Below are 26,594 nucleotides of genomic sequence, written 5' to 3'. Positions count from 1 at the left end.
CCGCACGACGGCCGCGACGAGGCCCGGCACCCCCGCGGGGGTGCCGGGCCTCTGTCGTCCCGCCGTCAGCTCGCCATCACCCGGGCGTGCAGGGCCTGGACGGCGTACCGGGCGGACCAGAACGCGCCGTGCTGCCAGGCGGAGACCTCGGACATCCAGTCGCCCGCGAAGTAGACGCGGCCCGCGCCCTGCTGCAGCTGCTTGAAGCCCGACGACTCCGTGTTCGGGTAGGCCCACGCGCCCTCGATGTACGGCACCTTGTGCCAGGCGATGGAGAACGACGACTCCAGCTCGCTGCGGTACTTCTCGCCGTGGATCTTCACGCCCTGCTCGACGGCGCGTCGCTCGCGCTGCCGGGGCGTGAGGTCCGCGTAGGTGCGGGCGTTGGCCCCGGTGTTGTAGTAGCCCACGACGAGCCCCTTGCGCTCCCCGTACCCGTACGACGGGTACCAGACGTGCGCCAGGTCCATGTCCGTCTCGGTGATGCCGCCGAAGATGCGGTGGTCGTCCTCCCACCACCGCGAGCGGTACTGCAGGCCGATCTTGCCCGCGGGCGAGCCGGTGGCGAACTCGCCCAGCGCGGCGTCGATCCCGGTTCCCCAGTTCGTGTCCCAGCGGCGCATGACGCCGGCCGGCGCGGCGACGATCGCGAAGTCGGCCTCGATCTGCCGGGGGCGGCCGTGGCCGGGCGTGTAGGTGACCCGCACGCCGTCGCTCGTGTTCTCCACGCCGGTGACGGGGGAGCCGAAGTGCACGTTCTGCTTGCCGATCGCCCGCACGAAGTACTGGTAGGTCGTGTCCATGCCGCCCTTCGGCTGGAACATGAGCATCGACTGCTCCCAGTTGATCTCGAACGGGAAGTACTGCCCCACCTTCGAGGCGAGCACCTCCGAGACCGTGCCGGGGCCGGGCAGCGGCGTGCCGTGCTCGTTCCATGCGGAGGGATAGGTCGTGAACCCGCGGTTGTCGCCGCCCGCGTACGTGCCGTCGGCCTTCAGCGAGCCCCAGCTGCGCAGGAAGGAGCGCAGGTTCTCCTTGTCCTCGGCGGTGAGCCGCTGGTCCAGGGCGCCCTGGTCGGTGGCATAGCTCAGCAGCTCCGAGGTGTAGCCGAAGACGTCGGCCTTGGCGGTGCGGTAACGCACGGGGTGGCCCGGGGTGGCCCCGGTCTTCTCGTTGTAGAGGTAGGCGTCGGCGTTCGCGTTGGTGAACACCTCGTACGGCACGCCGAGCTCGCGCAGGTAGTCCATGGTGACCATCCACTGCGCGATGCGGCCGGCGCCGGCGTTCATGTAGACGCCGTCGTCGAAGCGCGCCGTCTGCGTGACGCCGTCGACGTCCGTCTCGGAGTCCCCGCCGCGGATCGTCAGGGTGCGGCCGCCCGGCCGGTGGCGCGCCTCGAGCACCGTGACGCGGTAGCCGGCCTTCTGCAGCTCGTACGCCGAGGCGAGCCCGGCCGGGCCGGCGCCGACGACCACCACCTTCTTCGCCGAGCGGCCGGTGAGCGAGAAGTCGCTGCCCCGGGGCGGCGTCCAGGCCGCGGCCGTGGGCTGGGCGGCCGCGGACGGGGCGAGCCCCATCGCCCCCATCGTGGCGAACATGACGCCGGCGCTGGAGCCGACGCCGACGGCCTGGAGGAAGCCGCGGCGGGAGACGCCGGACCGGCGTCCGTCGGTGGCCCCGTCGGTGATCGTGTCAGTGACCATGTGGCACTACCTCTCGTGTCGAAAGGTCTGACGGACGGTCGCGGCGGCCCTGGATGCCGGGCGCCGCCGTCAGCACCGCGGCCGACGGTAGGAGAGCCGCGTCACGGCCCGGGGTCGGCGGGGTTACGGCGTCGTCGCCTGGGGTAACGGCTGCGTTTCGACGACGTCGCCGCAGGTCAGCGACTCGCGTTCGACCTGCGCCGGTCATCCGGCGGAAACGGTGCGCCCCTACGTTCCCCCCATGAAGAACACCACCAAGGTCGCCCTCGCCGTCGTCGTCACGACCGCCGTCGCCGTGCCCGCCACCGCCGTCGCGGGAGGCCGGCTCTTCGAGCCGCGGCCGACCGAGGCGCACTCCTTCGTCACCGGTGACACCCCGTCCATCGCCGACGGCGTGGCGCTCGGCAAGAACGTGGCCTGGTACAAGTCGTCGGGGCTGGGGCCGTCCGCCCTGAACCGCGCCCCGGGCGTGTCCGCCGAGGAGCGCTACGTCCCGACCGACGTCTTCCCCGGCGGCGAGCTGCCCGAGGGTGTGACGCTCACCGAGGCGCAGGGGATCAACGCGCTGATGCGGATCGGGGAGAACCTCGAGCGCGCGGGCCTGTCCTACGACGACGTCGTCTCCATGCGTGTCTTCCTGCAGAACCCGGACGGCGAGGAGGCCATGGACTTCGCCGGCTGGAACCGGGCGTACCGGCAGTTCTTCGCCAACACGAACCTCGCCACCGGAGAGACGCTCGACGTCCAGCTCGGGTCGGCCTCCGGCGAGCCCATGGTCGTCAACGCGGCACGGCCCTCCCGGTTCGCGCTGGAGATCGAGAACCTGCCGGTGGACGGCTGGCTGGTCGAGGTGGAGGTCGACGCCGTCTACGACCGGTAGGCCGGCCCCGCCGACGCGCGGCCGGTCAGGAACCGCCGGGGCCGAGCGCGTGCGGGAGGCCCGTGAGCGCCGGCCAGGCCGGCGACGTGGGCGGCCGTCCGCCCGGGGTCGCGGCGCGCTCCGCGTTGACGCGCTCCGCCCAGGCGCGGTGGGCGCCGGCCTGGGCGGCGTGCAGCGCGTCGAGCGCGGCGCCCCGCAGGCGCGGGTGGGCCACGAGCTGGGCGTCGAGGACGTCGAGCGTGGCGAGGACGTCGACGTCCGCCCGGTGGAGCTCGCCGTCGCCCTCGATCCCGTACAGGGCGCACAGGTCGCCGAGGCGCCGCTTGCCCTCGCGGGCGCGGTCCAGCCACCGGTCGAGGACGAGGGGGTCCAGCACCGGGGCGACAGTTCGGCCGAGCCGCTCGGGCACGGTCGGCAGGCCGTGGCGGGCCAGCTCGACGTCGAGCAGGGAGAGGTCGAACGAGGCGTTGTAGGCGACCAGGGGGACGCCGTCGCGCACGTGATGGACGAGGATCGCGGCGATCTCCTCGAGCGCCCCGACGGCGTCCTGGCCGTGGGCGCGCGCCTCGGCGGTGGTGATGCCGTGGATGGCGGCGGCCTCGGCAGGGATCTCGATGCCCGGGTCGAGCAGCCAGGTGCGCACCGACCGGGAGCCGTCCGGCCCCCGCAGCACGAGCGCGGCGGTCACGATGCGGTCGGCCTCGACGTCGAGCCCCGTGGTCTCCGTGTCGAAGCCGAGCAGGGGCCCGCGCGACCAGCCCGGGTCGGGGGCAGCCTGCGGTGCGTCGAGCTCCGCGTACGTCGTCATGCCCCCGGACTGTGCCACCGGCCACCGACAGCACGCGCCGGTAGGCTGTCCGGGTGAGCAACGAGATCGAGATCGGGCGCGGAAAGCGCGGCCGCCGCGCATACTCCTTCGACGACATCGCGATCGTGCCCTCGCGGCGCACGCGCGACCCGAAGGACGTGTCCGTGGAGTGGCAGATCGACGCCTACCACTTCGACCTGCCGATCATGTCGGCGCCGATGGACTCCGTGATGAGCCCGGCCACCGCGGTGGCGCTGGGGAACCACGGCGGCCTCGGCGTCCTCGACCTCGAGGGCCTGTGGACGCGGTACGAGTCGCCCGAGACGCTGCTGGCCGAGATCCGCGACCTGCCCGCCGACCGCGCGACGCGGCGCATGCAGGAGATCTACGCCGAGCCGATCAAGGCCGAGCTCATCACGCAGCGCCTCAAGGAGGTCCGCGCCGCGGGCGTCACCGTCGCGGGCGCGCTGTCCCCGCAGCGCACGCAGGAGCACTACCAGACCGTGGTCGACGCGGGCGTGGACCTGTTCGTCATCCGCGGCACCACGGTCTCGGCCGAGCACGTCTCCGGCAACGCCGAGCCGCTCAACCTCAAGCGGTTCATCTACGAGCTCGACGTCCCGGTCGTCGTCGGCGGCGCGTCCACCTACACCGCCGCGCTGCACCTCATGCGCACCGGCGCGGCGGGCGTGCTCGTCGGCTTCGGCGGCGGCGCCGCGCACACCACGCGCGTGGGCCTCGGCATCCACGCGCCGATGGCCACGGCCGTCTCCGACGTGGCCGCGGCCCGCCGCGACTACCTCGACGAGTCCGGCGGCCGGTACGTGCACGTGATCGCCGACGGCGGCGTGGGCCGCTCCGGCGACATCGTCAAGGCCGTCGCCTGCGGCGCCGACGCCGTCATGCTGGGCGCCGCGCTCGCCCGCGCCGAGGAGGCGCCGGGCAAGGGCTGGCACTGGGGGCCCGAGGCCCACCACCCGGCGCTGCCCCGGGGCGAGCGCGTCGAGGTCGGGACGGCCGGCACGCTCGAGCAGGTGCTGTTCGGGCCGAGCGGCTCCGCCGACGGCACCCTCAACCTCGTCGGCGCGCTGCGCCGCGCCATGGCCACGACCGGGTACTCCGACCTCAAGGAGTTCCAGCGGGTCGAGGTCGTCGTCTCGCCGTACCAGCCCCGGTGACCGCCGGCTCCACGACCCGCGACGCGCTCGACGTCGCGTTCCGGGAGGTCACGGACGACGACGTCGAGCAGGTCGTCGCGCTGTGGGAGGCCTGCGGGCTGACCCGGCCGTGGAACGACCCGCGCCGCGACGTCGCCGACGCGCGGCGCACCCCGACGTCGACGGTCGTGATCGGGGTGGCCGGCGACCGCGTCGTGTCCTCCGCGCTGGCCGGGTACGACGGGCACCGCGGCTGGCTGTACTACGTGGCCGTCGACCCGCAGCGGCAGGGGAGCGGCCTCGGCCGCGCGACGGTGGTCGCCGCCGAGGGCTGGCTCCGCCGCGCGGGCGTGCACAAGGTGCGCCTCATGGTGCGGCACGGGAACGAGCGGGTGCTCGGGTTCTACGACGGTCTGGGGTACACCGACTCCGAGTGCGTCGTGCTGGGCCGTGACCTGTGACGCCCCTCGGGGAGGGTTCCCGGTCGCGCTGAGAGCGAACGCCCGGCCGTCCGGGCACGACGGTTGCCGCGGTGTCGCCGGACCCGGCTAGGGTGTCGGCCATGTCCACCGCGCACGAGGGCGAAGGCGCTCTCGGGGAACTTCTCGACCCCGAGCTGCCCGCCGCCACCTATGTCCTGGAGCCCGACGTCGTGGAGCCGCTGACGCGGCGCATCGTCACGTCCCACACGGTCGGGACGCACCGTTCGGTCCTTCCCTTCACGGGTGCCCCGCTGGCGGCGTTCCCGCTGTCGTCGCCCGACGACGTCGCGTCGGCCGCGGGCCGCGCCCGCGCCGCGCAGCCCGGGTGGGCGCGCACGTCGCTGCGGGAGCGCACGGCCGTGCTGGACCGCCTCGGCGCGCTGGTGCTGGAGCGGCAGTCGGAGATCCTCGACCTGATCCAGATGGAGTCGGGGAAGGCCCGGCGCAGCGCGTTCGAGGAGGTCGCCGACGTCGCGATGGCGTGCCGGCACTACGCCGTGCGCGGCCCCGGGTACCTGGGCGAGCGCCGCGTGCCGGGCATGCTGCCCGTGCTCACGGGCGTGCGCGTGCACCGCCTTCCGGTCGGCGTGGTCGGCGCGATCGCGCCGTGGAACTACCCGCTGTCCCTGGTCCTGTCGGAGGCGATCCCGGCGCTGCTCGCGGGGAACGCGGTGGTGCTCAAGCCGGACCCGCAGACCACCCTGTCGTCCCTGTGGGTGGCGGAGCTCCTGCAGGAAGCGGGGCTGCCCGACGACCTGTTCCTCGTCGTCGCCGGCGGCGGGGACGTCGGCGCGACGCTCGTGGACCACGTGGACCACATCGCGTTCACCGGCTCGACGGCGACGGGCCGCAAGGTCGCGGCGCGGGCGGGCGAGCGGCTCATCGGCACGACGCTCGAGCTGGGCGGCAAGAACCCGCTGTACGTCGCGGCCGACGCCGACCTCGACTCGGCGGTGCCGGGCGTCGTGCGGGCCTGCTTCGCGAACGCCGGCCAGCTGTGCATGTCGATCGAGCGCCTGGTGCTGCACGAGCGGATCGCGGACGCGTTCCTCGAGCGGTTCGCCGTCGCGGTGCGCGACCTCACGCTGGGCACCGGGCTCGACTACACCGCGGACGTGGGCTCGCTGGTCTCCGCCGCGCAGCTCGAGCGGGTCACGCGCCACGTCGACGACGCGCTCGCCAAGGGCGCCCGCGCGCTCGTCGGCGGGGTGCACCGCTCCGACATCGGCCCGTACTTCTACGCCCCGACGGTGCTGGACGACGTCCCCGAGGACGCCCTGTGCGCCCGCGAGGAGACGTTCGGCCCGGTCGTCGCCGTGACCCGCGTGGCGTCGGACGACGAGGCGGTGCGCGTCATGAACGACACCGAGTTCGGCCTCAACGCGAGCATCTGGTCCACCGACGTCGCCCGCGCCCGGCGCCTCGCGGCGCGCGTGCAGTCCGGCACCGTCGTGATCAACGACGGGTACGCCTCGGCCTGGGGTTCCGCGGCCGCGCCGATGGGCGGCTTCAAGGCCTCCGGTCAGGGCCGCCGGCACGGGCGCGAGGGCATCGAGGCCGTCACCGAGGTGCAGACCGTCGCCGTCCAGCGCGGCGCCCGGTTCGGCCTGTCCCTCGACACGCTGTACACGCTCGGTGGGGAGACGCCGAGCCGCGTGCTGTCCGTCGCGCTCGGCGCGATGCGGCGGCTGCGCCTGCCGTAGGCCCGCCTCAGCGCCCTGGGCGGGACAGGAAGGAGCCCAGGGCGGCCTGCGCGGCGGCCTCGCCCAGCAGCCGGGTGAAGATCGCCCCCTCGTCCTCGATCCGGTCGAGGAGGGCGGCCTGGGTGCCGGAGCGCAGGAGGCGCTTGGTCTCGACGAGCGCGGTGACCGGCTTCGCGGCCAGCCGGGCGGCCTGCGCGCGGGCGTGGCCGAGCACCTCGGCGTCCGGCAGCACCCGGTTGACCAGGCCGGCGTCGGCCGCCGCGGCGGCGCTGAACGGCTCCCCGAGCAGGAGGGCGGCCGCGGCACGCTGGTGCCCGACGACCTGCGGCAGCAGCAGGCTGGACCCGGCCTCGGGGACCAGGCCCAGGTCGACGAACGGGAAGTGGAGCGTCGCGCCCTCGCCGGCGTACACGAGGTCGCAGTGCAGCAGCATGGTCGCGCCCACGCCGACGGCCGGGCCGCACACCCCCGCGACGACCGGCTTCGGGAACCGCGCGATCGTGCGCAGGAATCGGAACGCCGGGTCGTCGGTGCCGGCCTGCGGGCGGTCCAGGAAGTCGCGGATGTCGTTGCCCGCGCAGAACACGGTCTCGTCGCCCTGCAGCACGACCGCCCGGACGTCCGCGTCGGCCTCCGCCGCGTCGAGGGCGTCGGCCAGCGCGGCGTACATCGCGGTGGTGAGCGCGTTCTTCTTCGCGGGCCGGTCGAGGGTCACGGTGGCGACGCCCTCGGCGGCGCTGGTGAGGACGTCGTCGGTCATGCCGAGACGATAGCGGCCCCCTGCGCCTGCCCGGTGCCCCGTCAGAGCTCCCGGACCGCCGCCCGCCACGACGCCGGGATCTCGCGCACGTGCCACCACACCCACTTCCGGGGCGTCGCGCTCGCCGCCGAGACACCCACGCCCTGCGCGTCCAGGCCCGCGCGGGAGCAGCTGAACAGCGCGCGGCGCAGGTGGTAGTCCTGCGTGACGACGACGGCCGTGCGGGCTCCCAGCTCGGCGGTGCGGCGGCAGGACGCCGTGGTGTCGAGGCCGTCGCGGTCCAGCGTCAGCGCCTCGTCCGGCACGCCGCGGCCGAGGATCCACTCGCGCATGGAGGCGGGCTCGTCGTAGGGGGTGCCGTCCGGGCGCGGCTGCCCGTCGCCGCTGAGCACCACCCGGTCGGCGACGCCGGCGTGGTAGAGCTCGGCCGCCGCGTCGAGGCGGCGGCGCAGGTAGGGCGACGGTGTCCCGTCGGGCCGGATGCCCGCCCCGAGCACGAGGATCGCGTCGACCGGCTCGACGGACTCGACGGACGGCCGGACCCGGGCCTGCCCGGTCAGCTGCACCCACGCGACCGGCACCACGACGGCCAGGGCGAGCGCCCCCGCGGTCGCGGAGGAGACCCGCAGCGCACGACGGCGCCGGGAGCGGACGGGGGTCGGTGCGGCGGCCGGCGTCGGGGTCACGCCCCGCAACCTAGCGTCAGGGGACCAGGGCGGCGCGCTCGGCGCGCACGTTGCGTCCCGCGGTGTCGGCCCAGCGGGCCGCGGCCGCGGCCGAGCGGTACAGCCGCGGCAGCCCGGCGAGCTGGTCCAGGACGGCGGCCCGGCCGGCCCGGAACGCGTCGTCGGGCACGTGCCCGTACTCGGCGCGGACCTGGGCCGCGTAGCGCGCGTACCGACCGGGCTCGGCGCCGAGGACGGCGAGGTCCGCGTCGCTGACCAGCGCGCCCGAGGCGTCCGCCGCGCCGGGGTCGTGAGCGGTCGTCACGAGCACGAGCCGGGCGACCTCGTCCACGTCGTGGTGCGTCAGCGGCTCGCCCGTCCCCGCCCGGCGCACCTCGCCTGCCAGCGGCCCGAGCAGCGCGCCCACCAGCGCGGCCGAGCGCTCCTCGTCGCGGCCCGCCTCGCCGTCGTGCACCGCGTCGTGGAACCACAGCGCCGCCGCCGCGTGCCAGCGCGAGCCGGGCGCGCCGTCGGCGACGAGGAGGTCCAGGGCGTCGAGGGAGTCGGCCAGGTGCAGGCGCGAGTGGTAGACGCGGTGCGGCTCGCGCCAGCGGCCCACGAGGTCGCGCCCGGCGTCGTCCGCCGCGGCGAGCGCGGACCGCGCGCCGTCGTCCGGCTCCCACAGCGTCGTCCACCGGGCGAGCAGCGCGTCGTGGGAGGCGCGCCGCCGTTCGCGGCCGGGCACCCGCAGGACGGAGCCGGCGAGGCGCCGCGACAACTCGCCGCCGGTCACCGGCACGGCCCCGGCGGCCACCAGCGCGTCGTGCCGGTCGGCGGGGACGTCGTAGTGGTCGAGGTCGAAGGCCCGGTCGCCCACGCCCTGGGCACGGGCGAACGACCGCAGCTCGTGCAGCGACGTGTCCGAGACCAGGTGCGACCAGAGGGTGCCGTGCGCCGGCCAGGCGGGCGGGTCGAGCAGGAGCGTCATCGGCGCACCCGCCGCACCCTGAGGGCACCCGGCACCTCGAGCCGGTCGCCGAGGTCCTCGCCCCGCGCGAACGCGCCCCACACGGCGCGCACGCGCCGCGCGGAGCGCTGCAGGTCGTCCCACGACGTACCGTCCGTGAGCGCCGCCGGCGCCCACGCCTTCTCGTCGCCGAACAGCAGCGGCAGGTCGACGGTGTGCGCGGCGCCCCACGGGTTGCCTGGCGCGGCCCACGTCACGACGTACCGGTAGGCGGTGCCGCCGGCGGCCGCGTGCCGGGCGGCGAGCCGCCGGGCGGGGCGCCCGTAGACGGCCGCGGTGACGGCGGCGACCAGCGCGCGTCGTATCCAGGGACCGACGACGGGCAGCGCGGCGAGCCGCCGGATCGCGGGGATCAGGGGGACGAACAGCCGCGCCTCCTCGGCGGTGCTCCCGACGAGCAGCGCGACCTGCGGCGCGACGGCGTCCCAGGCGGCGTCGATCTCGCCCTCGGGCGGGAGCGGGTCGTGGCCGTACTGGGTGCCGAACGGCATCGCGGCGCGCAGGCCGGCGCCCGTCGCCGCCCGCGCGACCCGCGCCTCCGCGGCCACGACGTCCATGACGGGCGTCCGGGCGGAGATCCCGGCGGCGGCGCGCGCCATGGCGGCGTTCATCCGGTCCCGCCCCCGGGAGATGCCGAGCGGCGCGCTCTGCACGATCGCGCGCGAGACCAGGGCCGCCGCGGCGGGCACGGCCAGCAGGTGCGCGACGGCGTCGCCCCCCGCGGACTGGCCGAACAGCGTGACCCGCGCCCGGTCGCCGCCGAACGCGGCGATGTTGCGGTGCACCCAGCGCAGCGCCTCGAGCTGGTCGAGCAGCCCGAGGTTCGCGGGCCGCTCGGGGCCGTCGCCGAGGTAGCCCAGCAGGCCGAGCCGATAGGTGACGGTCACGACGACCACCCGCTGCTCCGCGACGAGCGGCCGCGGGTCCATGATCGGCAGGTCGCCCGCGCCGGAGGTGTACGAGCCGCCGTGGATCCACACCATGACGGGGAGGCGGTCGTCGGAGCGCACGTCGGCGGGCATCGTCACGGACAGGCGCTGGCAGTGCTCGTCGCCGGGGACGCCGGCGCCCGGCGAGCCCAGCACCTCGTCGAGGAACGGGACCGGCGCCTGCGGGCAGGCGGGGGACCACCCCGTCGCCGCGAACGCCTCGCTGCGGTCGGGCACCGGCACGGGCCGGGCGAACCGGTCCGCGTGGGCGTACGGGATGCCGGTGGCGCGGACGACGTCGTCGTCCGCCCAGCCGTCGACCGGTCCGCAGGGAGGCGTGAAGCGCAGCATCGCGGTCGAGACTAACCCTGGCGCGAGGCGCCGTCCTCGTCGTCGGGCATGAGGTCGGGCAGGTCGTCGAGCGCGCGCCGCACCTCGCGGACGATCCGGGCCATCGCGGCCTCGGCGGCGTCGGGGTCGTGCTCGGCCACCGCCCGGGCGACCGCCTCGTGCTGGTCGAGGGCCTCGGGCGCGGGGGAGGGCGGCATGAGGCCGAGGTGGGTCCGCCCGGCGAGGACCTCGGCGACGACGTCGGCCAGCGGGCCGAACATCTCGTTGCCGCTGGAGCGCAGCAGCAGCTCGTGCATGCGGACGTCGAGGGCGAGGAACTCGGTGAGGTCGCCCGCCTCGCCGAGGGTGCGCATCCGGCGGGCGAGGTCCACGAGCTCGCCGCGCACCTGGGGGGTGGCGTGGCGGGCGGCGCCGGCGGCGGCGAGGGGCTCGACCGCGTGCCGCAGCTCGGTGAGGCTGCGCAGCTGCGCGTCGCGGCCGGGGCCCTGCAGCCGCCACCGGATGACGCGCGGGTCGAGCACGTTCCAGTCCTCCATGCCGAGGACCACGAGGCCGACCCGGCGCCGCGAGCGCACCATCCCGAGGCCCTCGAGCATCCGCATCACCTCGCGCGCCACGGTCCGCGAGACGCCGTGCTCGGCGCCGATCCCGTCGAGCGTGAGGGGGGTGCCCGGGGGGACGTCCCCGCTGGTGATCGCGCGGCCGAGCGCGTCGAGCACTCCGGCGTGCAGGGACGGTGACGACATGGGCGGAGCCTATCGACGTGGGGTCGGGCGAGCCATTGGTGTGACCAGTCTTGTCAAAGGTAGTACCAAAGAGGCATCCTCGGACGACGCGGCGACGCAGCAGTCGCCGCGGGGCCCGCCCCGGCGGGTCGCCGACCGAACAGGGAAGTCGAGATGGACACTGTCGTCATGAACGCCACCGGTGACGGGCGCGCCGCGAGCGCGCCGCGGTCTCCGGTCGCCGGGCACCTCGTCGTCATGGGCGTCGCCGGCTCGGGCAAGACCACGATCGCCGGGATGCTCGCCGAGCGCCTCGGCGTCGACGTCGCCGAGGCCGACGAGTTCCACCCCCAGGCCAACATCGACAAGATGTCGGCCGGCACGCCCCTCACCGACGCCGACCGCGCCCCCTGGCTCGCCGCCATCCGCGACTGGCTGACCGGGGAGACCGACAGCGGCCGGTCCGCCGTCGTGACCTGCTCGGCGCTCAAGCGCTCCTACCGCGACGTCCTGCGCGGCGCGCACGGCCGGGTGCGGTTCGTCCACCTCGACGGCACCCCCGAGCTCCTCGCCGACCGGATGGCGCACCGCAGCGGGCACTTCATGCCGCCGGCGCTCCTGCCGTCCCAGCTCGCCACCCTCGAGCCGCTCGACGACGACGAGGACGGCATCAGGATCGACGTCGCGGCCACGCCGGAGGAGATCGTCGACTCCGTGCTCGCCTGGCTCGCCGACCGGGCCTGACCCGCCGGACCCACCCCGTACGACCGTCGACGAGGACTTCGCCATGCCCTTCTCCCTGCCCTCTGCCATGCCCTTCGCCATGCCCTTCGCCCTGCCGGCCGCCGCGCCCACCGACGACTGGACCCAGACGCTCACGGCCGGGCCGCTGCTCGCCATCGCCGCCGGAGGCGTCGCGCTCCTGCTCCTGCTCATCATCAAGGTGCGCCTGCACGCGTTCCTCGCGCTCGTGCTCGTCAGCCTGCTCACCGCGGTGGCCGCCGGGCTGCCCGCCGGCGGCGTCCTGGACGTCCTGCTGGACGGCTTCGGCTCGACCCTCGCGTCCGTGGCGCTGCTCGTCGGGCTCGGCGCGATGCTGGGCCGCCTGATCGAGACCAGCGGCGGCGCGAAGGTGATGACCGACGTGCTCATCGCGCGGTTCGGCGAGAAGCGCGCCCCGCTGGCCCTCGGCGTCGCGTCGCTGATCTTCGGCTTCCCGATCTTCTTCGACGCCGGCCTCGTCGTGATGCTGCCGATCGTGTTCGCGGTGGCCCACCGCCTCGGCGGGTCGCTGCTGCTGTACGGCCTGCCCGTGGCCGGCGCGTTCTCGGTCATGCACATCTACGTGCCGCCGCACCCCGGCCCCGTCGCCGCGTCCGAGTTCCTCGGGGCGAACGTCGGCATGGTCCTGCTCCTCGGGCTGATCATCGCGATCCCCACCTGGTACGTGACCGCCTACCTCTTCGGCCGGTTCGCGGGCCGCCGGATCGAGCTGCCGGTGCCGGCGATCCTCGGCCGCGCCGACGCCGCGCAGATCGCGAACCCGCCGCGCTTCGGCACGGTCGTCGGCATCCTGCTGCTCCCGCTCGTCCTGATCTTCGCCAACACCGGGCTGGAGACCGCGGTCTCCGCGGGCTGGGTCGCCGCCGAGAGCCCGGTCGTGACCTGGGCGGGCGTCGTCGGCTCGACACCCGTCGCGCTGCTGGTCGCCGTCCTCGTGGGGGCCTGGGCGCTCGGCCGTCGCCGCGGCGTCGAGAGCACCGTGCTCGAGCAGACGCTCGACTCGGCGCTGGGGCCCGTCTGCTCCGTCATCCTCATCACGGGCGCCGGCGGCATGTTCGGCGGCGTGCTGCGCGCGTCGGGCATCGGCGACGCCCTCGCCGACGTCCTCGCCGACCTGGGCCTCCCCGTCATCGTCGCCGGCTTCGTCATCGCCGCGGTCCTGCGGGTGGCGCAGGGCTCCGCCACCGTGGCGCTCACGACGGCGGCCGGGCTCATCGCCCCGGCCGTGGCCGCCGGCGGGTTCAGCCAGCTCGCGACGGCCGCGATCGTCGTCGCCGTGGCGGCCGGGTCCGTCGTGCTCAGCCACGTCAACGACTCGGGGTTCTGGCTCGTGGGCCGGTTCTTCGACATGGACGTGAAGACCACGCTGCGCACCTGGACCGTCATGGAGACGGCGATCGGCGTGATGGGCTTCGGGATCGCCTGCGTGGCGTTCGCGCTGGCCTGAGGGCCGGCGCCCGCGCCGCTCAGCCCGCCGTGACCGACGACGACGGGCGCAGGTGCTCCACCGCCTCGACGCACTGCCGGGCGATGGCGAGCTCCTCCATCGTGGGGATCACCATCACCAGCGTGGACGTCCAGTCGGGGGAGATGATGCGCTCGTCGCGCCGCGACGCGGCGTTGCGCTCCGGGTCGACGGCGATGCCCATGCCCTCGAGGCCGTCGCAGACGGCGGCGCGCACGGCGGCGTCGTTCTCGCCGACGCCCGCGGTGAACGCGATGACGTCCACCCGGCCCAGCAGCGCGGCGTAGGCGCCCACGTACTTCTTCAGGCGGTGGACGTAGACGTCGAACGCGAGCGCGGCCGCCTCGTCGCCGTCGTCGATGAGGCGCCGCAGCTCGCGGAAGTCGTTCACGCCCGAGAGGCCGAGCATCCCCGAGCGCTTGTTGAGCAGCGTGTCGAGCTCGTCGATGCCCAGCTCGGCGTTGCGGGCCAGGTGGAAGACGACGGCCGGGTCGATGTCGCCCGACCGGGTGCCCATCACGAGGCCCTCCAACGGCGTCAGGCCCATGGAGGTGTCGATCGGGACGCCGCCCGCCACCGCCGACGCGGACGCGCCGTTGCCCAGGTGCAGCACGATCGTGTGCAGGTCCTGCACCCGGCGGCCCAGCACCCGCGCCACCTTGCCCGCCACGTACTGGTGGCTGGTGCCGTGGAAGCCGTACCGGCGCACGTCGTACTCCTTGGCCACCTCCCGGTCGATGGCGTAGGTGTACGCCTCGGCGGGCAGCGCGGAGAAGAAGGCCGTGTCGAAGACGGCGACGTGCGGGACGTCGGACAGCAGCTCGCGCGCCACCCGGATGCCCTGCACGTTGGCCGGGTTGTGCAGGGGCGCGAGCGGGACGAGGGCGTCGATGCGCGCCACGACGTCGTCGTCCACCACGACCGGCCCCGAGAACTCCGCGCCGCCGTGCACCACCCGGTGCCCGACGGCGTAGATGCCGGCGTCCGCCAGGCGCGGGCCGATCTCGTCGAACAGGCCCAGCGCGATCCGCAGCGCCTCGCCGTGGTCCGGCACCTCGAGCTCGCGGCGGGTCCTGTTGCCGGCGAACGTGTGCGTGACGATGCCGGACGCCTCGCCGATCCGCTCGATCGTGCCCGCCGCGATCGCCTCCCCGCCGACGGGGTTGACCAGCTGGTACTTGAGCGACGACGAGCCCGAGTTCAGCACCAGCACGGACCCGTGCGCCCCGTACGCGCTGTACGGGGTGGGGCGCTCGGCCTCGGGGACGATGCTCATGCGGTGGCCTCCTGTGCCTGTGCCCCGAACGACTGGGCCTGGATCGCCGTGATGGCGACGGTGTTGACGATGTCCGCGACCAGCGCGCCGCGCGACAGGTCGTTGACCGGCTTGTTCAGCCCCTGCAGCACGGGGCCGACGGCGACGGCCCCGGCCGAGCGCTGCACGGCCTTGTACGTGTTGTTGCCCGTGTTGAGGTCGGGGAAGACGAACACCGTCGCCTGCCCTGCGACCGACGACTCCGGCAGCTTCGACTTCGCGACCGACGCGTCCACGGCGGCGTCGTACTGGATCGGCCCCTCCACGGACAGGTCGGGCCGGCGCTCGCGGACCAGCCCGGTCGCGGTGCGCACCTTGTCGACGTCCGCGCCCGAGCCGGACGTGCCCGTCGAGTACGACAGCATCGCGACCTTCGGGTCGACGCCGAACTGCGCCGCCGTCGCCGACGACGAGATGGCGATGTCCGCGAGCTGCTCCGCCGTCGGGTCGGGGATCACGGCGCAGTCGCCGTACACGAGCACCCGGTCCTGCAGGCACATGAGGAACACCGACGACACCACGGAGACGCCCGGCTGCGTCTTGACGATCTCGAACGAGGGCCGGATGGTGTGCGCCGTGGTGTGCGCGGCGCCCGAGACCATCCCGTCCGCGAGCCCGAGGTGCACCATCATCGTGCCGAAGTACGACACGTCGGTGACGATCTCCTTGGCCCGCTCCACCGTCATGCCCTTGTGCGCCCGGAGCCTCGCGTACTCCGCGCTGAACGTCTCGACGTGCTCGGGGTCGGTGGGGGAGAGCACGGTGGCGGCGGCGATGTCGAGGCCCAGCTCGGCGGCGCGCGCCCGGATCGACGTCTCGTCGCCCAGGATCACCAGGTCCGCGATGCCGCGGGCCAGCACGGTCGACGCGGCGCGCAGGATGCGGTCGTCGTCGCCCTCGGGCAGCACGACGCGGCGCCGGTCGCCGCGCGCGCGCTCGATGAGCTCGTACTCGAACATCAGCGGCGTCACGACGCGCGTGCGCGGCAGGTCCAGGCGGGCCAGCAGCGCGGCGCCGTCCACGTGCTGCTCGAACAGGGCACGCGCGACGTCGATCTTCCGTGTCGAGGCGACGGTGACGTAGCCGTGCGTCTCGGCCGCGCGGCGGGCGGCCTGGAACGTGTCGAGCGCGGTGGCCACCACGGGCACGCGCGGGCCGAGCGCCGACAGCAGCTGCGCGATCACCCCGCGCGGCACGTAGCCGCCGGTGAGCACGATGCCCGACAGGGACGGGAACGTGGCCGCGGACTGCGCCGAGAGCAGCCCGAGCAGCACGTCGGAGCGGTCGCCCGGCAGGATGACGACGGCGCCGTCGGACAGGTGGTCGAGCACGTGCTCGAACGACATCGCCCCGACGATGACCTCGAGCGCCTCGCGGCCCAGCAGGTCGACGTCGCCGAGCATGAGCGTGCCCTCCACGGCCTCGGCCAGGCGGCCGACCGTCGGCGCGTGCAGGAACGGCTCCTCGGGGATCGTCCACACGGGCAGGTCGCCGTCGCCCACCAGCGCCGCGGCGCCCGCGGCGAGCACCCGCGGGGGGCACCGGTTCACGACGACGCCCACCGGCTGCGCGTGGTTGGCGCGCAGCTCCGACAGGCTGAGGCGCACCAGGGCGCGCACGTCCTCGGGCGAGCGCTCCCGGCCCGACGCCACCAGCAGCACCGGGGCGCCCAGGTTGGCCGCCACGCGCGCGTTGAACGCCAGCTCGGTGGCGCCCGCGACGTCGGTGTAGTCCGTGCCGACCACGACGACGGCGTCGCACCGCTCCGCGACCGCGTGGTAGCGGTCGAGGATGCGGGCGAGCGCGGCCTCCGGGTCCGCGTGAACGTCGTCGTAGGTGACGCCGACCGCGTCCTCGTACGTCAGGTCGACGCCGTCGTGCGCGAGCAGCATCTCCAGGACGTGGTCGCGCGCGGCGTCGCCCCCCGCGTCCGACGCCGGCGGCGACGGCACGCGGGAGACGGCCCGGAACACCCCGACGCGCGAGACCTGCCGGACCAGCAGGTCCAGCACGCCCAGCGCGACCGTCGACTTGCCGGTCTCGCCCTCGGGGGAGGCGATGTAGAGAGAGCGGGTCGTGCTCGTCACGCGGCGTCCCCTGTCGATCGTGCGTCCCCTGTCACTCGTTGTCGCCGCCCGTCGCCGCCGCGGCGTCGTACTGGGGCCCGCCGTTCTCGGTGCCCGTCTCACCGACGTCCGGCCACACCCAGTCGCGCACGTCAGGGATGTCCTCGCCGTGCTCGCGGGTGTACTGCCGGGCCGCGAGCCGGGCGTCGACCATCTCCTGCCGCAGGCCCGCGTACCGCGAGCGCAGGGCCGGCACCCGGTCGATGACGTCGACCACGAGGTGGAACCGGTCGATGTCGTTGAGCATCGCCATGTCGAAGGGCGTCGTCGTGGTGCCCTCCTCCTTGTACCCGCGCACGTGGATGTTGGCGTGGTTGGTGCGGCGGTACGTGAGGCGGTGGATGAGCCACGGGTAGCCGTGGTAGTTGAAGATCACCGGCTTGTCGGCCGTGAACAGCGTGTCGAAGTCCTTGTCGGACAGGCCGTGCGGGTGCTCCTTCTCGTCCTGCAGCCGCATGAGGTCGACGACGTTCACGACCCGGACCTTGAGGTCCGGGATGCGGTGGCGCAGGATGTCGGCCGCCGCGAGCACCTCGAGCGTGGGCACGTCGCCCGCGGCGCCGAGCACGACGTCCGGGTCCTCGCCCTCCACCTCGGTGCCGGCCCACTCCCAGATGCCCAGGCCGCGCGTGGAGTGCGCGACCGCCTGCTCCATCGTGAGGAACTGCGGCGCCGGCTGCTTGCCCGCCACGACGACGTTCACGTACTGGCGCGAGCGCAGGCAGTGGTCGTAGGTGGACAGCAGGGTGTTCGCGTCCGGCGGCAGGTACACGCGGACGATCTCGGCCTTCTTGTTCACGACGTGGTCGATGAAGCCAGGGTCCTGGTGGCTGAAGCCGTTGTGGTCCTGGCGCCACACGTGGCTGGAGAGCAGGTAGTTGAGGCTCGCGATCGGCCTCCGCCACGGGATGTGGTTGGTGACCTTGAGCCACTTGGCGTGCTGGTTGAACATCGAGTCGACGATGTGGATGAAGGCCTCGTAGCTGGTGAACAGGCCGTGCCGCCCGGTGAGCAGGTAGCCCTCCAGCCAGCCCTGGCACTGGTGCTCGCTCAGCTGCTCCATCACCCGGCCGGCGCGGACGAGGTGCTCGTCGACCTCCGGCGAGAAGTACTCGGCGTTCCACTGCTTGCCGGTGACGTCGAACGTGGCCTGCAGGCGGTTGGACGCCGTCTCGTCCGGGCCGAAGATCCGGAAGTTGTCCGGGTTGCGGCGGATCACCTCGGTGAGGAACTGGCCCAGCACTCGCGGCGCCTCCACCGCACCGGCACCCGGCGCGGGGACGTCGACGGCGAAGTCGCGGAAGTCGGGCAGGCGCAGGTCGCGCAGCAGCACGCCGCCGTTCGCGTGCGGGTTGGCACTCATGCGCAGCTCGCCGGGCGGGGCCAGCTCGCGGATGTCGTCGAGGATGCGGCCGTCGTCGTCGAAGAGCTCCTCGGCCCGGTACGACTTGAGCCACGTCTCCAGCACCTGGAGGTGCTCGGGCGTGTCCCGCGCGCTCGCGAGCGGCACCTGGTGCGCGCGCCACGAGCCCACCGTCTTCTTGCCGTCGATGTACTCCGGGCCCGTCCAGCCCTTCGGCGTGCGGAACACGATCATGGGCCAGGCCGGGCGCGCCATGTCCACCCCCTCGACGGCGGCCTGCGCCTTGATCGCGGCGATCTCGTCGAGCACCTCGTCCAGCACCGCGGCGAAGCGGCGGTGGATCGACTCGTGCGACTCGTCGGAGCCGTCGGCCACCTCGAACCAGTGCGGCTTGTGCCCGTACCCGACCATGAGCGACTCGAGCTCGTCGCGGCCGATGCGGTCGAGGATCGTGGGGTTCGCGATCTTGTACCCGTTGAGGTGCAGGATCGGCAGCACGACGCCGTCCTGCGCGGGGTTGAGCAGCTTGTTCGAGTGCCAGCTCGTGGCGAGCGGGCCGGTCTCGGCTTCGCCGTCGCCCACGACCGCCGCCACCAGCAGGTCCGGGTTGTCGAACACCGCGCCGTACGCGTGCGAGAGGGCGTATCCCAGCTCGCCGCCCTCGTGGATGGACCCGGGCGTCTCGGGGGCGACGTGGCTCGGGATGCCGCCAGGGAACGAGAACTGGCGGAACAGGCGGCGCACGCCGTCGGTGTCCTCGGTGATGTCCGAGTAGAGCTCGGAGTACGTGCCGTCCAGATACGTGCTCGCGACGAGGCCGGGGCCGCCGTGGCCGGGGCCGGCGACGTAGACCGTGGACTGCTCGCGCTCCTTGATCACCCGGTTGAGGTGCGCGTACAGGAAGTTCAGGCCCGGCGTCGTGCCCCAGTGGCCCAGCAGGCGCGGCTTGACGTGGTCGCGGGTCAGCGGCTCGCGCAGCAGCGGGTTGCCGAGCAGGTAGATCTGACCGACCGACAGGTAGTTCGCCGCCCGCCACCACCGGTCGATCCGGTCGATCGTCTCGGCCGAGAGCTCGGTGCCGGCGCCGGCGCGCCACGGGGTGGGGCTGACGGTCGGGGTGGTCGTGGTGCTCATCACACGCTCCAGAGGCTCGGGGAAGGCCGGCGCCTTCATTCCACCGCACCCGGTGCGCGAATGCAGCACGACCGGCGAGGTCAGAGGGCGTGACGTCGATCTGGCGCCGTGTCAGGTGCCGGCGGCGCACGGATTCCTGGGGTGGGGCCCGGGCCGATTACGGTGGTGCCGTGCCCAGCCCCCAGCCCGCCCGCAGGTCGTTCTGGGCGGTGGCCGTCCAGCCCCGCATGATCGGGATCCTGCTCCTCTTCCTGCTCGCCGCCGCCGTGTGCGGTCGGCTCGGCGTGTGGCAGCTCGACCGCGCCTACCAGCGCGCGGAGCTCGCCGCCCAGCAGGAGGCGGCGGAGCAGGCGTCGCACGGACCCGAGGCGCTGGGCGACCTGCTCCCGCCGCAGACGTCGTTCCCCGGCGAGCTGGTCGGCACCGAGGCGTGGGTGACGGGGGAGTACGAGCCCGAGGGGCAGATGCTCGTCGCCGGGCGCGCGCTGGACGGCCGCACCGGGTACCTGGTGCTCACGCCGCTGCGCGTCACCGACGACGGCACTGGCGGTGCGTCGTGGGCGGACCTGTCCGGGCCGCCGGTCCTGCCGGTGGTGCGCGGGTGGGTGGACTCTCCCACCCCGGACGCCGCGTCGCTCGACGTCCCCGACGGCGAGGTACGCGTCACCGGCTGGCTGCAGGCGTCGGAGTCCGTGCAGGAGGGCGCCGAGCCGCTCCCCGACAACCCGGACGGCCCCCCGCTCACCGACTCCATCTCCACCGGCGCGCTGGTCAACACGTGGGGCGGGCCGATCTACTCCGGGTACGTCGTGCTCACGACGTCCGACCCCGCGCAGGCGACCGCCGCCGAGGGCGGGCCAGCCTTGCTGCCGCGCCCCGTGCTCGAGGGCAGCGACGGCGTCAACCTGCAGAACCTGTTCTACGCCCTGCAGTGGTGGGTCTTCGGGCTCTTCGCGGTGGTGCTCTGGATCCGGCTCGTGCGCGACGAGGCGGCGGGGACGAAGCGCGGCCGCACGCACGACGACTCCGACGACCCCGTCGGCACCGGCATCGCGGGTCTGCCCGGCTGACCCCCTCGTGATGTCGGGGGCGGCTGCTTGGCTGTCGGCATGGCGAGCATCGACCTCAAGCGCGAGCCGCGGTACCGCTACCGTGCGACGACGACGCCCGCGATGGTGACGGTGCCGCCCCGCCCGTTCCTCATGGTCGACGGCGAGGGCGACCCGAACACCGCGCCGGCGTACCGCGCGGCGGTCGAGACGCTGTACCCGCTCGCGTACGCGCTGCGGGCGGCGGTCAAGGCCGCCACGGGCGACGCCTACACGGTCATGCCGCTCGAGGGGCTGTGGTGGGCGGACGACATGAGCACGTTCAGCGTGGCCGCCAAGGACGAGTGGCGCTGGACGCTCATGATCAGCCTGCCGGACGCCGTCGAGCAGGTCGACGCCGCCGACGTGCTGGCGCGCGCCGTCGCCGCGAAGCGGCCCCCGGCCGGCGACCGCGTCCGCCTGGAGAGCTACGCCGAGGGCGACGCCGCGCAGGTGCTGCACCGCGGGCCGTTCGCCACCGAGCCCGCGACGATCGAGCGTCTGCACGCGTTCATCGACTCCGAGGGCCGGGCGCTGCGCGGGCGGCACCACGAGATCTACCTGTCCGACCTGCGCCGCACCGCCCCGGAGAAGCTGCGCACCCTGATCCGCCAGTCCGTCGCGCCGAGGTGGTACCGAACCCGCCGAGGTAGTTCGTCGCGCTGCGAGGTAGTACCGAAATCGCCGAGGTAGTCCCCGGTCGATGCGGAAGGGGACTACCTCGGCGGTTTCGGTACTACCTCGGCGCGGGGTGGACTACCTCGCGCTCACTCGTGCTGCCAGCTGTGCCAGAGCCTGGCGTAGTCGCCGCCGGCGGCGACGAGCTCGTCGTGCGGGCCGATCTCGGTGATGCGGCCGCCGTCGACGACGGCGACGCGGTCGGCGTCGTGCGCGGTGTGCAGGCGGTGCGCGATGGCGACCACCGTGCGGCCGGTGAGCACGGCGTTGAGCGAACGCTCCAGGTGGCGGGCGGCCCGGGGGTCGAGCAGCGACGTCGCCTCGTCGAGGACGAGCGTGTGCGGGTCGAGCAGCACGAGCCGCGCGAGCGCGACCTGCTGCGCCTGCGCGGGCGTGAGCGTGTGACCGCCCGACCCGACCGCCGTCTCCAGGCCGTCGGGCAGCGCGGCCGCCCACGACGCGGCGTCGACCGCCCCGAGCGCGCCCCACAGGGCGTCGTCGGTGGCCGACGTGTCGGCCAGGCGCAGGTTCTCCGCCAGCGACCCGACGAACACGTGGTGCTCCTGGGTGACCAGCGCGACGTGGTGGCGCAGGTCCTCCAGCGGCAGCTCGACGAGCGGCACGTCGCCCACGGTGACCGAGCCGCCGGTGGGCGGGTGGATGCCCGCGAGCATGCGGCCCAGCGTGGACTTGCCCGCGCCGGAAGGTCCGACGACGGCCAGCCGCTCGCCGGGGGCGAGGTCCAGGTCGATGCCGTGCAGCACGTCGTGGCCCTCGCGGTACGCGTACCGCACCGACCGGGCGCGGACGTCCTCCGACGACGGCACGGCGGTACCGGCGGTCCGGTCCGGGCCGACCAGCCCGACGCCGACGACGCGCGCCAGCGCGACGGCCGCGACCTGCAGCTCGTCGAGCCAGAACACCAGGTCGAACACCGGGCCGCCCATCTGGTGGCCGTACATCGCGATGGTCGCGACGGTGCCCACGGTGGTGAGGTCCTGAGACACGAGCCAGCCGCCCCAGAGGATGACGACGATCGGCGCGATCGCGACCGCTGCGTCCAGGGCCGGGATGAGCCGCAGGCGCAGGCCCAGGGTGTACGACTCGGCGTCGAACGCCTCGCGCAGGTCGCGGTCGATGCGCCGGCGGATGCGGGCGCCGAGGTGCAGGGCGTCGGTGGTGCGGGCGCCCTCGACGGACTCGGTGATGGAGCCGTTGATCGCGGCGTAGGCCGCCGACTCGCGCAGGTAACCCGGCGTCGCGCGCCTGAGGTACCAGCGCGTGGCCACGACGATCAGCGGGACGCCGGTGAGCAGCCCGACCGCCACGAGCGGGCTCGCGAGGAACGACGCGACCAGCGTGAGCAGGATCGTCACGACGCACACGAGCACCCGCGGCACGCCGAACCGCACGGCGTGCTGCAGCTTGTTCACGTCGTTGGTGGTGCGCGCGACGAGGTCGCCGGTGCCGGCCTTCTCCACCGTCGACAGCGGCAGCCGGGTCACGGCGTCCATGAACTCCTCGCGCAGGTCGGCGAAGACCCGCTCGCCGAAGACCATCGACAGGCGCTGCGCGTACCGCGTGATGACGGCCTGCGCGACGACGGCGCCGACGAGCACCATCGCGAGCGAGTCGACGGCGGACAGCGTGGTGCCGTCGGCGACGAGGTCGATGATCCGCCCCAGCAGGAACGGGCCCGCCAGGCCGGCCAGCGCGGCAAGGGTGTGCAGCACGGCGACGCCGCCGAGCTGGCCGCGGTGGCGCCGGAACAGGCGGCCCACCGTGCGGTTGACCTCGGCGCGTTCGGCGATCGGCAGCAGGTTGGGGTTGGTGGTGCTGCTCATCGTGCCGCTCCTTCCAGGTCGGTGTCGGTCAGCTCGTCGGACTCGTCGTCGGCGTCCTCCGCCATGCTCCGGCCGACGACGGCGCGGTACGCGGCGCCGTGGGCGTCGCGGCGGGCCAGCAGCTCGGCGTGCGTGCCGGACGCCGCGACCGTGGCGTCGTCGTCGAGCAGCACGACCTCGTCGAGGTGGTCGAGCACGAGCGGGCTCGCCGTGACGACGAGCGTGGTGCGGCCGCGACGGACCTGAGCGACCCGCTCCGCGATCCGCGCCTCGGTGTGGGCGTCCACCGCGCTGGTGGGCTCCACGAGGACGAGGATCTCCGGCTCGGTGAGCAGGGCCCGCGCGAGCGCCACGCGCTGCCGCTGGCCGCCCGACAGGGAGCGGCCCTTCTCGGGCAGCTCGCCGGCGAGGCCGCCGGGCACGCTGTCGAGGACGTCGTGCGCGTCCGCGGTGACCATCGCGGCCAGCAGGTCGGCCTCGGTGGCGCGGCCACGCGCGTCGAGCGCCTCGCCGAGCACGCCCGAGAACAGGTGCGGCGTCGCCTCGGAGACCACGACGCGGTGGCGCAGCGCCTCCTTGTCGAGGTCGGCCAGCGGCACGCCGCCGAGCCGGACCGGCGTGCCGGCCTCGGCCTCGTCGTCGAGCCGCCCGAGCCGCGTCGCGACGCGCGCCGAGGCGTCCGGGTCCGCGCTGACGAGGCCCAGGACGCGGCCCTCGCGCAGCACCAGGCCGCTCGTCTCGTCGGCGAGCTCGGCGCCGGCGGGCGGCGCGTCCGTGGGCGTCGCGGTCGACGGCGTCGCCTCGGTGACCCGCAGCACGTCGAGGATCTTGCGCGACGAGATGACGGCACGGATGACCATCTGCAGCATCTGCGTGGCCATCTGCACCGGCCAGGCGAGGAACGCGGCGTAGCCGTAGAACGTCACGAGCTGGCCGCTGGTGATCTCGCCGCGGACGGCGGCGCGGGCGCCGAGCCACAGCACGAGCGCGGCGAGGAGCCCGGGCAGCAGCACCTGCAGGCCGTCGAGCACCGACTGCAGCACGGCGACGCGCACGCCCTGGTGCCGCACCTCCTGCGACTGGCGGGCGTAGCGGGCGGCGAACTCGTCCTCGCCGCCGATGCCGCGCAGGATGCGCAGGCCCGAGACGGTGTCCGCGCCGAGCGACGTCAGGCGGCCCGTGGCCTCGCGCTGCGTCGTCTGGCGCGACTGCAGCGGCTTGATCAGCAGGCCGAGGACGGCCGCCACCGCCGGGATGCCGAGCGCCAGCACCAGGCCGAGCTGCACGTGCTGCGACAGCATGATCACGACGACCACGACGTACGCGATCACGCCGCCGGTGAACCGGCCGGCCATGGAGAACATGTCGCCCACGCGCAGGGCGTCGTTCGCGACGGCGGAGACGACCTCGCCGGTGGGCAGCTTGCGCGTGATCGCGTGCCCCGCGCGCGAGGCCTTGTAGCCCACGAGCTGGGAGAACGACAGCGACGCCCGCACCCAGTTCTCGACGTCCCAGATGTGGTTGAAGATGCCGGCCACGACGATCACGGCGGCGGCGCCGAGCATCGCCCCGCACCACGCGAACAGGGGGCCGCCGAAGCCCTGCGACAGCCCCTCGTCGATGGCGCGACCGATGAGCAGCGGGGCCGCGGCCGACGCCAGCATCGCCACCACGCCCGCCACCAGCGACTTCGCGAGCACGTCGCGCTGACGCCACCCCTGCCAGGCCAGCAGCCGGGCGGGGGACGTCAGGGGAGGGTTGCCCACGTCGGGCAAGGGAAGAGGTCGCACGAGGATCCAGCCTACGAACGCCCGCCGACACCGGGCCACGGAATAACCGCATCGTTTCGCGCCTACGATGCTGGGGTGAGCACGCCGCAGCAGACCCCCGCCCCGCAGCCCTCGTCGACTCCCGCCGGCGGCGCCAGCCAGGCCCAGGCCGAGGCCGCCATCCGCAAGGCGCGCGGCGCCCTCAAGCGCTACCGGTTCATGGCGATCCTCACCGGTGTGATGCTGCTGATCCTGTGCGTCGAGATGTTCTTCAAGTACGTGGTGCCGGTCGAGGTCGTCATCGACTACATGGGCTGGGTGCCGTTCGCGCACGGCTGGATCTACGTGGTCTACCTCGTCACGGTGCTCGACCTGTGGTCGAAGATGCGCTGGGGCTTCGGCCGGCTCGCCACGATGGTGTTCGCCGGCGTCGTGCCGGTGATGTCGTTCATCCTCGAGAAGCGCGTGCACGCCGACGCCGACGCCAAGCTCGCGGCGCTCGCGGAGCGGTACGCGGCATGACGTCGCTCGCCCCGCTCGTCGCGCCCGGCCCGGAGCTCGACGCCGCGCGCCTCGCCCGGTACGCCCGGCACCTGCCGCTGCCCGGTGTCGGGCCGGAGGGGCAGCGTCGGCTCGCCGCCGCGCGCGTGCTCGTCGTGGGGGCGGGGGGCCTCGGCAGCCCGGCCCTGCAGTACCTCGCGGCCGCCGGGGTGGGCACGCTCGGCGTCGTGGACGACGACGTCGTGGACCTCTCCAACCTGCAGCGCCAGGTGGTGCACGGCACGGCCGACCTCGGCCGACCCAAGGTGGAGTCGGCGCGCGACCGGCTCGCCGACCTCGCGCCCGACGTCGAGGTCGTGGCCCACCCCGCGCGCCTCACCCCCGAGAACGTGCTGGAGATCGTGGGCGGGTACGACCTCGTGCTCGACGGGGCGGACAACTTCCCGACCCGCTACCTCGTCTCCGACGCGGCCGAGATCCTCGGCGTCCCGGTCGTGTGGGGCGCCATCCACCAGTTCGACGGCCAGGTCGCCGTCTTCTGGGGCGCGCCGGTGCTGGACGACGGCGCCCGCGAGCGCGGCGTCACCTACCGCGACGTCTTCCCCGTGCCCCCGCCGCCGGGCACCGTGCCCGACTGCGCCACCGGCGGCGTGCTCGGCGCCCTGTGCGGCACCGTCGGCTCGGTCATGGCGACCGAGGCGGTCAAGCTGATCACGGGCGCGGGTACGACGCTGCTGGGCCGCATCGCCGTCTACGACGCGCTCGAGCTCTCGTGGCGCCAGCTCGCCGTCCGCCCCGACCCCACGCGCGAGCCCGTCGCCGGGCTGCTCGCCGACGACGCCGCGTACGCCGCGTTCTGCGGGCTGCCCGCCCCGGCGGGCGGGTCGGCCGACGCCGGTACCGGCACCGTGAGCAGCGGGCTCGGCCCCGCCAGCATGAGCGCCGCCGACGCCGCAGCGCTGCTCGCCGGCGACGCCCCCGTGGCGCTCGTCGACGTCCGCGAGGACTGGGAGGCCCAGGCGCTCCCGGTCGCGGGGGCGCGGCTCGTGCCGAGCGGCGCGTTCTTCGGCCCGGACGGCGCGGACGTCGCGCGCGCGGAGCTGCCCGCCGACCGGCCCGTGCTGCTCGTGTGCGCCGCCGGCGCCCGCTCGGCCCGCGTCGCCGACGTCGCGCGCGCCGCCGGCGTCGACGCCCGCTCCGTCGAGGGCGGCGCCCCCGCCCTGCTCCTCGCTTCGCCGAGATAGAGAAGGCTCCTCGCCGAGATAGAGAGGGGGGGGGGGGGGGGGGGGGGCGGGGGGCGGCCCCCCGAAACGCGCGGGGGGGGCGGGCGAGCTCGGC

Annotated in this window: 22 protein-coding genes; 10 read left to right on the top strand and 12 right to left on the bottom strand. The window is 74.5% G+C overall.

The features are described 5' to 3' along the window. Positions 1-65 precede the first annotated feature (65 nt). Complete coding sequence (locus tag ACH443_RS14965; protein WP_430590757.1) at positions 66-1,703, bottom strand: flavin monoamine oxidase family protein; 1,638 nt, start codon at positions 1,701-1,703, stop codon at positions 66-68. Positions 1,704-1,944: 241 nt separating this feature from the next. On the opposite strand from ACH443_RS14965, the gene ACH443_RS14960 reads away from it, so the two are divergent. After that, positions 1,945-2,583 carry a Rid family hydrolase gene (locus ACH443_RS14960; RefSeq protein WP_430590756.1) on the top strand — a complete coding sequence of 213 codons (639 nt, stop codon included), beginning with the start codon at positions 1,945-1,947 and terminating at the stop codon, positions 2,581-2,583. A 25-nt stretch (positions 2,584-2,608) separates the two neighbouring features. Here ACH443_RS14960 and ACH443_RS14955 read toward each other — a convergent pair whose 3' ends face one another. Further along, a complete protein-coding gene (locus ACH443_RS14955) occupies positions 2,609-3,391 on the bottom strand; it encodes an exonuclease domain-containing protein (protein ID WP_430590755.1) in 783 nt (260 codons plus the stop codon). Positions 3,392-3,444: 53 nt separating this feature from the next. On the opposite strand from ACH443_RS14955, the gene ACH443_RS14950 reads away from it, so the two are divergent. From ACH443_RS14950 to ACH443_RS14940, 3 genes are all read left to right on the top strand, one after another. Then, the gene (locus ACH443_RS14950) at positions 3,445-4,569 is read left to right on the top strand and encodes a GuaB3 family IMP dehydrogenase-related protein (protein ID WP_430557151.1); all 1,125 of its coding nucleotides are present in this window, start codon (positions 3,445-3,447) and stop codon (positions 4,567-4,569) included. Next, positions 4,566-5,009, top strand: a complete 444-nt coding sequence (locus tag ACH443_RS14945) for a GNAT family acetyltransferase (RefSeq protein WP_430557152.1) — start codon at positions 4,566-4,568, stop codon at positions 5,007-5,009. Before ACH443_RS14950 ends, ACH443_RS14945 begins: the two co-directional genes overlap by 4 nt. 101 nt (positions 5,010-5,110) lie before the next feature. Continuing rightward, the gene (locus tag ACH443_RS14940; RefSeq protein ID WP_430590754.1) at positions 5,111-6,733 is read left to right on the top strand and encodes a succinic semialdehyde dehydrogenase; all 1,623 of its coding nucleotides are present in this window, start codon (positions 5,111-5,113) and stop codon (positions 6,731-6,733) included. A 7-nt stretch (positions 6,734-6,740) separates the two neighbouring features. On the opposite strand, the gene ACH443_RS14935 is transcribed toward ACH443_RS14940, so the two are convergent. The 5 genes from ACH443_RS14935 to ACH443_RS14915 are packed head-to-tail and all read right to left on the bottom strand — an operon-like array spanning position 6,741 to position 11,211. Further along, positions 6,741-7,493, bottom strand: a complete 753-nt coding sequence (locus ACH443_RS14935) for an enoyl-CoA hydratase (protein ID WP_430590753.1) — start codon at positions 7,491-7,493, stop codon at positions 6,741-6,743. 41 nt (positions 7,494-7,534) lie between these two features. Continuing rightward, positions 7,535-8,179: a vancomycin high temperature exclusion protein gene (locus ACH443_RS14930; protein ID WP_430557155.1), complete on the bottom strand. Its 645-nt coding sequence runs from the start codon at positions 8,177-8,179 to the stop codon at positions 7,535-7,537. Between the two features lie 16 nt (positions 8,180-8,195). Beyond that, the gene (locus ACH443_RS14925; protein WP_430590752.1) at positions 8,196-9,146 is read right to left on the bottom strand and encodes a DUF4031 domain-containing protein; all 951 of its coding nucleotides are present in this window, start codon (positions 9,144-9,146) and stop codon (positions 8,196-8,198) included. Further along, positions 9,143-10,465, bottom strand: coding sequence for a carboxylesterase family protein (locus ACH443_RS14920; protein ID WP_430590751.1), 1,323 nt, complete (start codon positions 10,463-10,465; stop codon positions 9,143-9,145). The genes ACH443_RS14925 and ACH443_RS14920 overlap by 4 nt, the downstream gene beginning before the upstream one ends. An 11-nt stretch (positions 10,466-10,476) precedes the next feature. Continuing rightward, a complete protein-coding gene (locus ACH443_RS14915; RefSeq protein WP_430557158.1) occupies positions 10,477-11,211 on the bottom strand; it encodes a FadR/GntR family transcriptional regulator in 735 nt (244 codons plus the stop codon). A 168-nt stretch (positions 11,212-11,379) separates the two neighbouring features. Here ACH443_RS14915 and ACH443_RS14910 point away from each other — a divergent pair, with 168 nt between their 5' ends. After that, positions 11,380-11,934 carry a gluconokinase gene (locus ACH443_RS14910; protein WP_429764663.1) on the top strand — a complete coding sequence of 185 codons (555 nt, stop codon included), beginning with the start codon at positions 11,380-11,382 and terminating at the stop codon, positions 11,932-11,934. A gap of 79 nt (positions 11,935-12,013) precedes the next feature. After that, on the top strand, positions 12,014-13,420 hold the full coding sequence (locus ACH443_RS14905) for a GntP family permease (protein ID WP_430590803.1): 1,407 nt from the start codon (positions 12,014-12,016) through the stop codon (positions 13,418-13,420). 19 nt (positions 13,421-13,439) lie between these two features. Here the strand turns inward: ACH443_RS14905 and ACH443_RS14900 are convergent, their stop codons facing one another. Genes ACH443_RS14900 through ACH443_RS14890 form a run of 3 tightly spaced genes read right to left on the bottom strand, consistent with a single transcriptional unit; the run spans position 13,440 to position 19,376 of the window. Then, on the bottom strand, positions 13,440-14,714 hold the full coding sequence (locus tag ACH443_RS14900; RefSeq protein ID WP_429764662.1) for an acetate/propionate family kinase: 1,275 nt from the start codon (positions 14,712-14,714) through the stop codon (positions 13,440-13,442). Further along, positions 14,711-16,840 carry a phosphate acetyltransferase gene (gene pta / locus ACH443_RS14895; RefSeq protein WP_430590750.1) on the bottom strand — a complete coding sequence of 710 codons (2,130 nt, stop codon included), beginning with the start codon at positions 16,838-16,840 and terminating at the stop codon, positions 14,711-14,713. Before pta ends, ACH443_RS14900 begins: the two co-directional genes overlap by 4 nt. Before the next feature lie 31 nt (positions 16,841-16,871). Beyond that, entirely contained in the window at positions 16,872-19,376 is a 2,505-nt protein-coding gene (locus tag ACH443_RS14890; protein ID WP_429764660.1) for a phosphoketolase family protein, read from the bottom strand. Between the two features lie 170 nt (positions 19,377-19,546). On the opposite strand from ACH443_RS14890, the gene ACH443_RS14885 reads away from it, so the two are divergent. Further along, complete coding sequence (locus tag ACH443_RS14885; protein WP_430590749.1) at positions 19,547-20,446, top strand: SURF1 family protein; 900 nt, start codon at positions 19,547-19,549, stop codon at positions 20,444-20,446. A gap of 39 nt (positions 20,447-20,485) precedes the next feature. After that, positions 20,486-21,157, top strand: a complete 672-nt coding sequence (locus ACH443_RS14880) for a GyrI-like domain-containing protein (RefSeq protein WP_430590748.1) — start codon at positions 20,486-20,488, stop codon at positions 21,155-21,157. 74 nt (positions 21,158-21,231) lie between these two features. Here ACH443_RS14880 and ACH443_RS14875 read toward each other — a convergent pair whose 3' ends face one another. Then, the gene (locus ACH443_RS14875) at positions 21,232-22,986 is read right to left on the bottom strand and encodes an ABC transporter ATP-binding protein (RefSeq protein ID WP_430590747.1); all 1,755 of its coding nucleotides are present in this window, start codon (positions 22,984-22,986) and stop codon (positions 21,232-21,234) included. Further along, complete coding sequence (locus ACH443_RS14870) at positions 22,983-24,752, bottom strand: ABC transporter ATP-binding protein (protein WP_430590746.1); 1,770 nt, start codon at positions 24,750-24,752, stop codon at positions 22,983-22,985. Before ACH443_RS14870 ends, ACH443_RS14875 begins: the two co-directional genes overlap by 4 nt. Before the next feature lie 99 nt (positions 24,753-24,851). On the opposite strand from ACH443_RS14870, the gene ACH443_RS14865 reads away from it, so the two are divergent. Further along, positions 24,852-25,277, top strand: coding sequence for a DUF3817 domain-containing protein (locus tag ACH443_RS14865; protein WP_429764655.1), 426 nt, complete (start codon positions 24,852-24,854; stop codon positions 25,275-25,277). Next, complete coding sequence (locus tag ACH443_RS14860) at positions 25,274-26,500, top strand: ThiF family adenylyltransferase (protein WP_430590745.1); 1,227 nt, start codon at positions 25,274-25,276, stop codon at positions 26,498-26,500. Before ACH443_RS14865 ends, ACH443_RS14860 begins: the two co-directional genes overlap by 4 nt. Positions 26,501-26,594: the final 94 nt, after the last annotated feature.

Source organism: Isoptericola sp. NPDC019571, assembly GCF_044389385.1.
Taxonomy (GTDB): domain Bacteria; phylum Actinomycetota; class Actinomycetes; order Actinomycetales; family Cellulomonadaceae; genus Isoptericola; species Isoptericola nanjingensis.
This window is presented reverse-complemented; position numbering and strand designations above follow the sequence as displayed.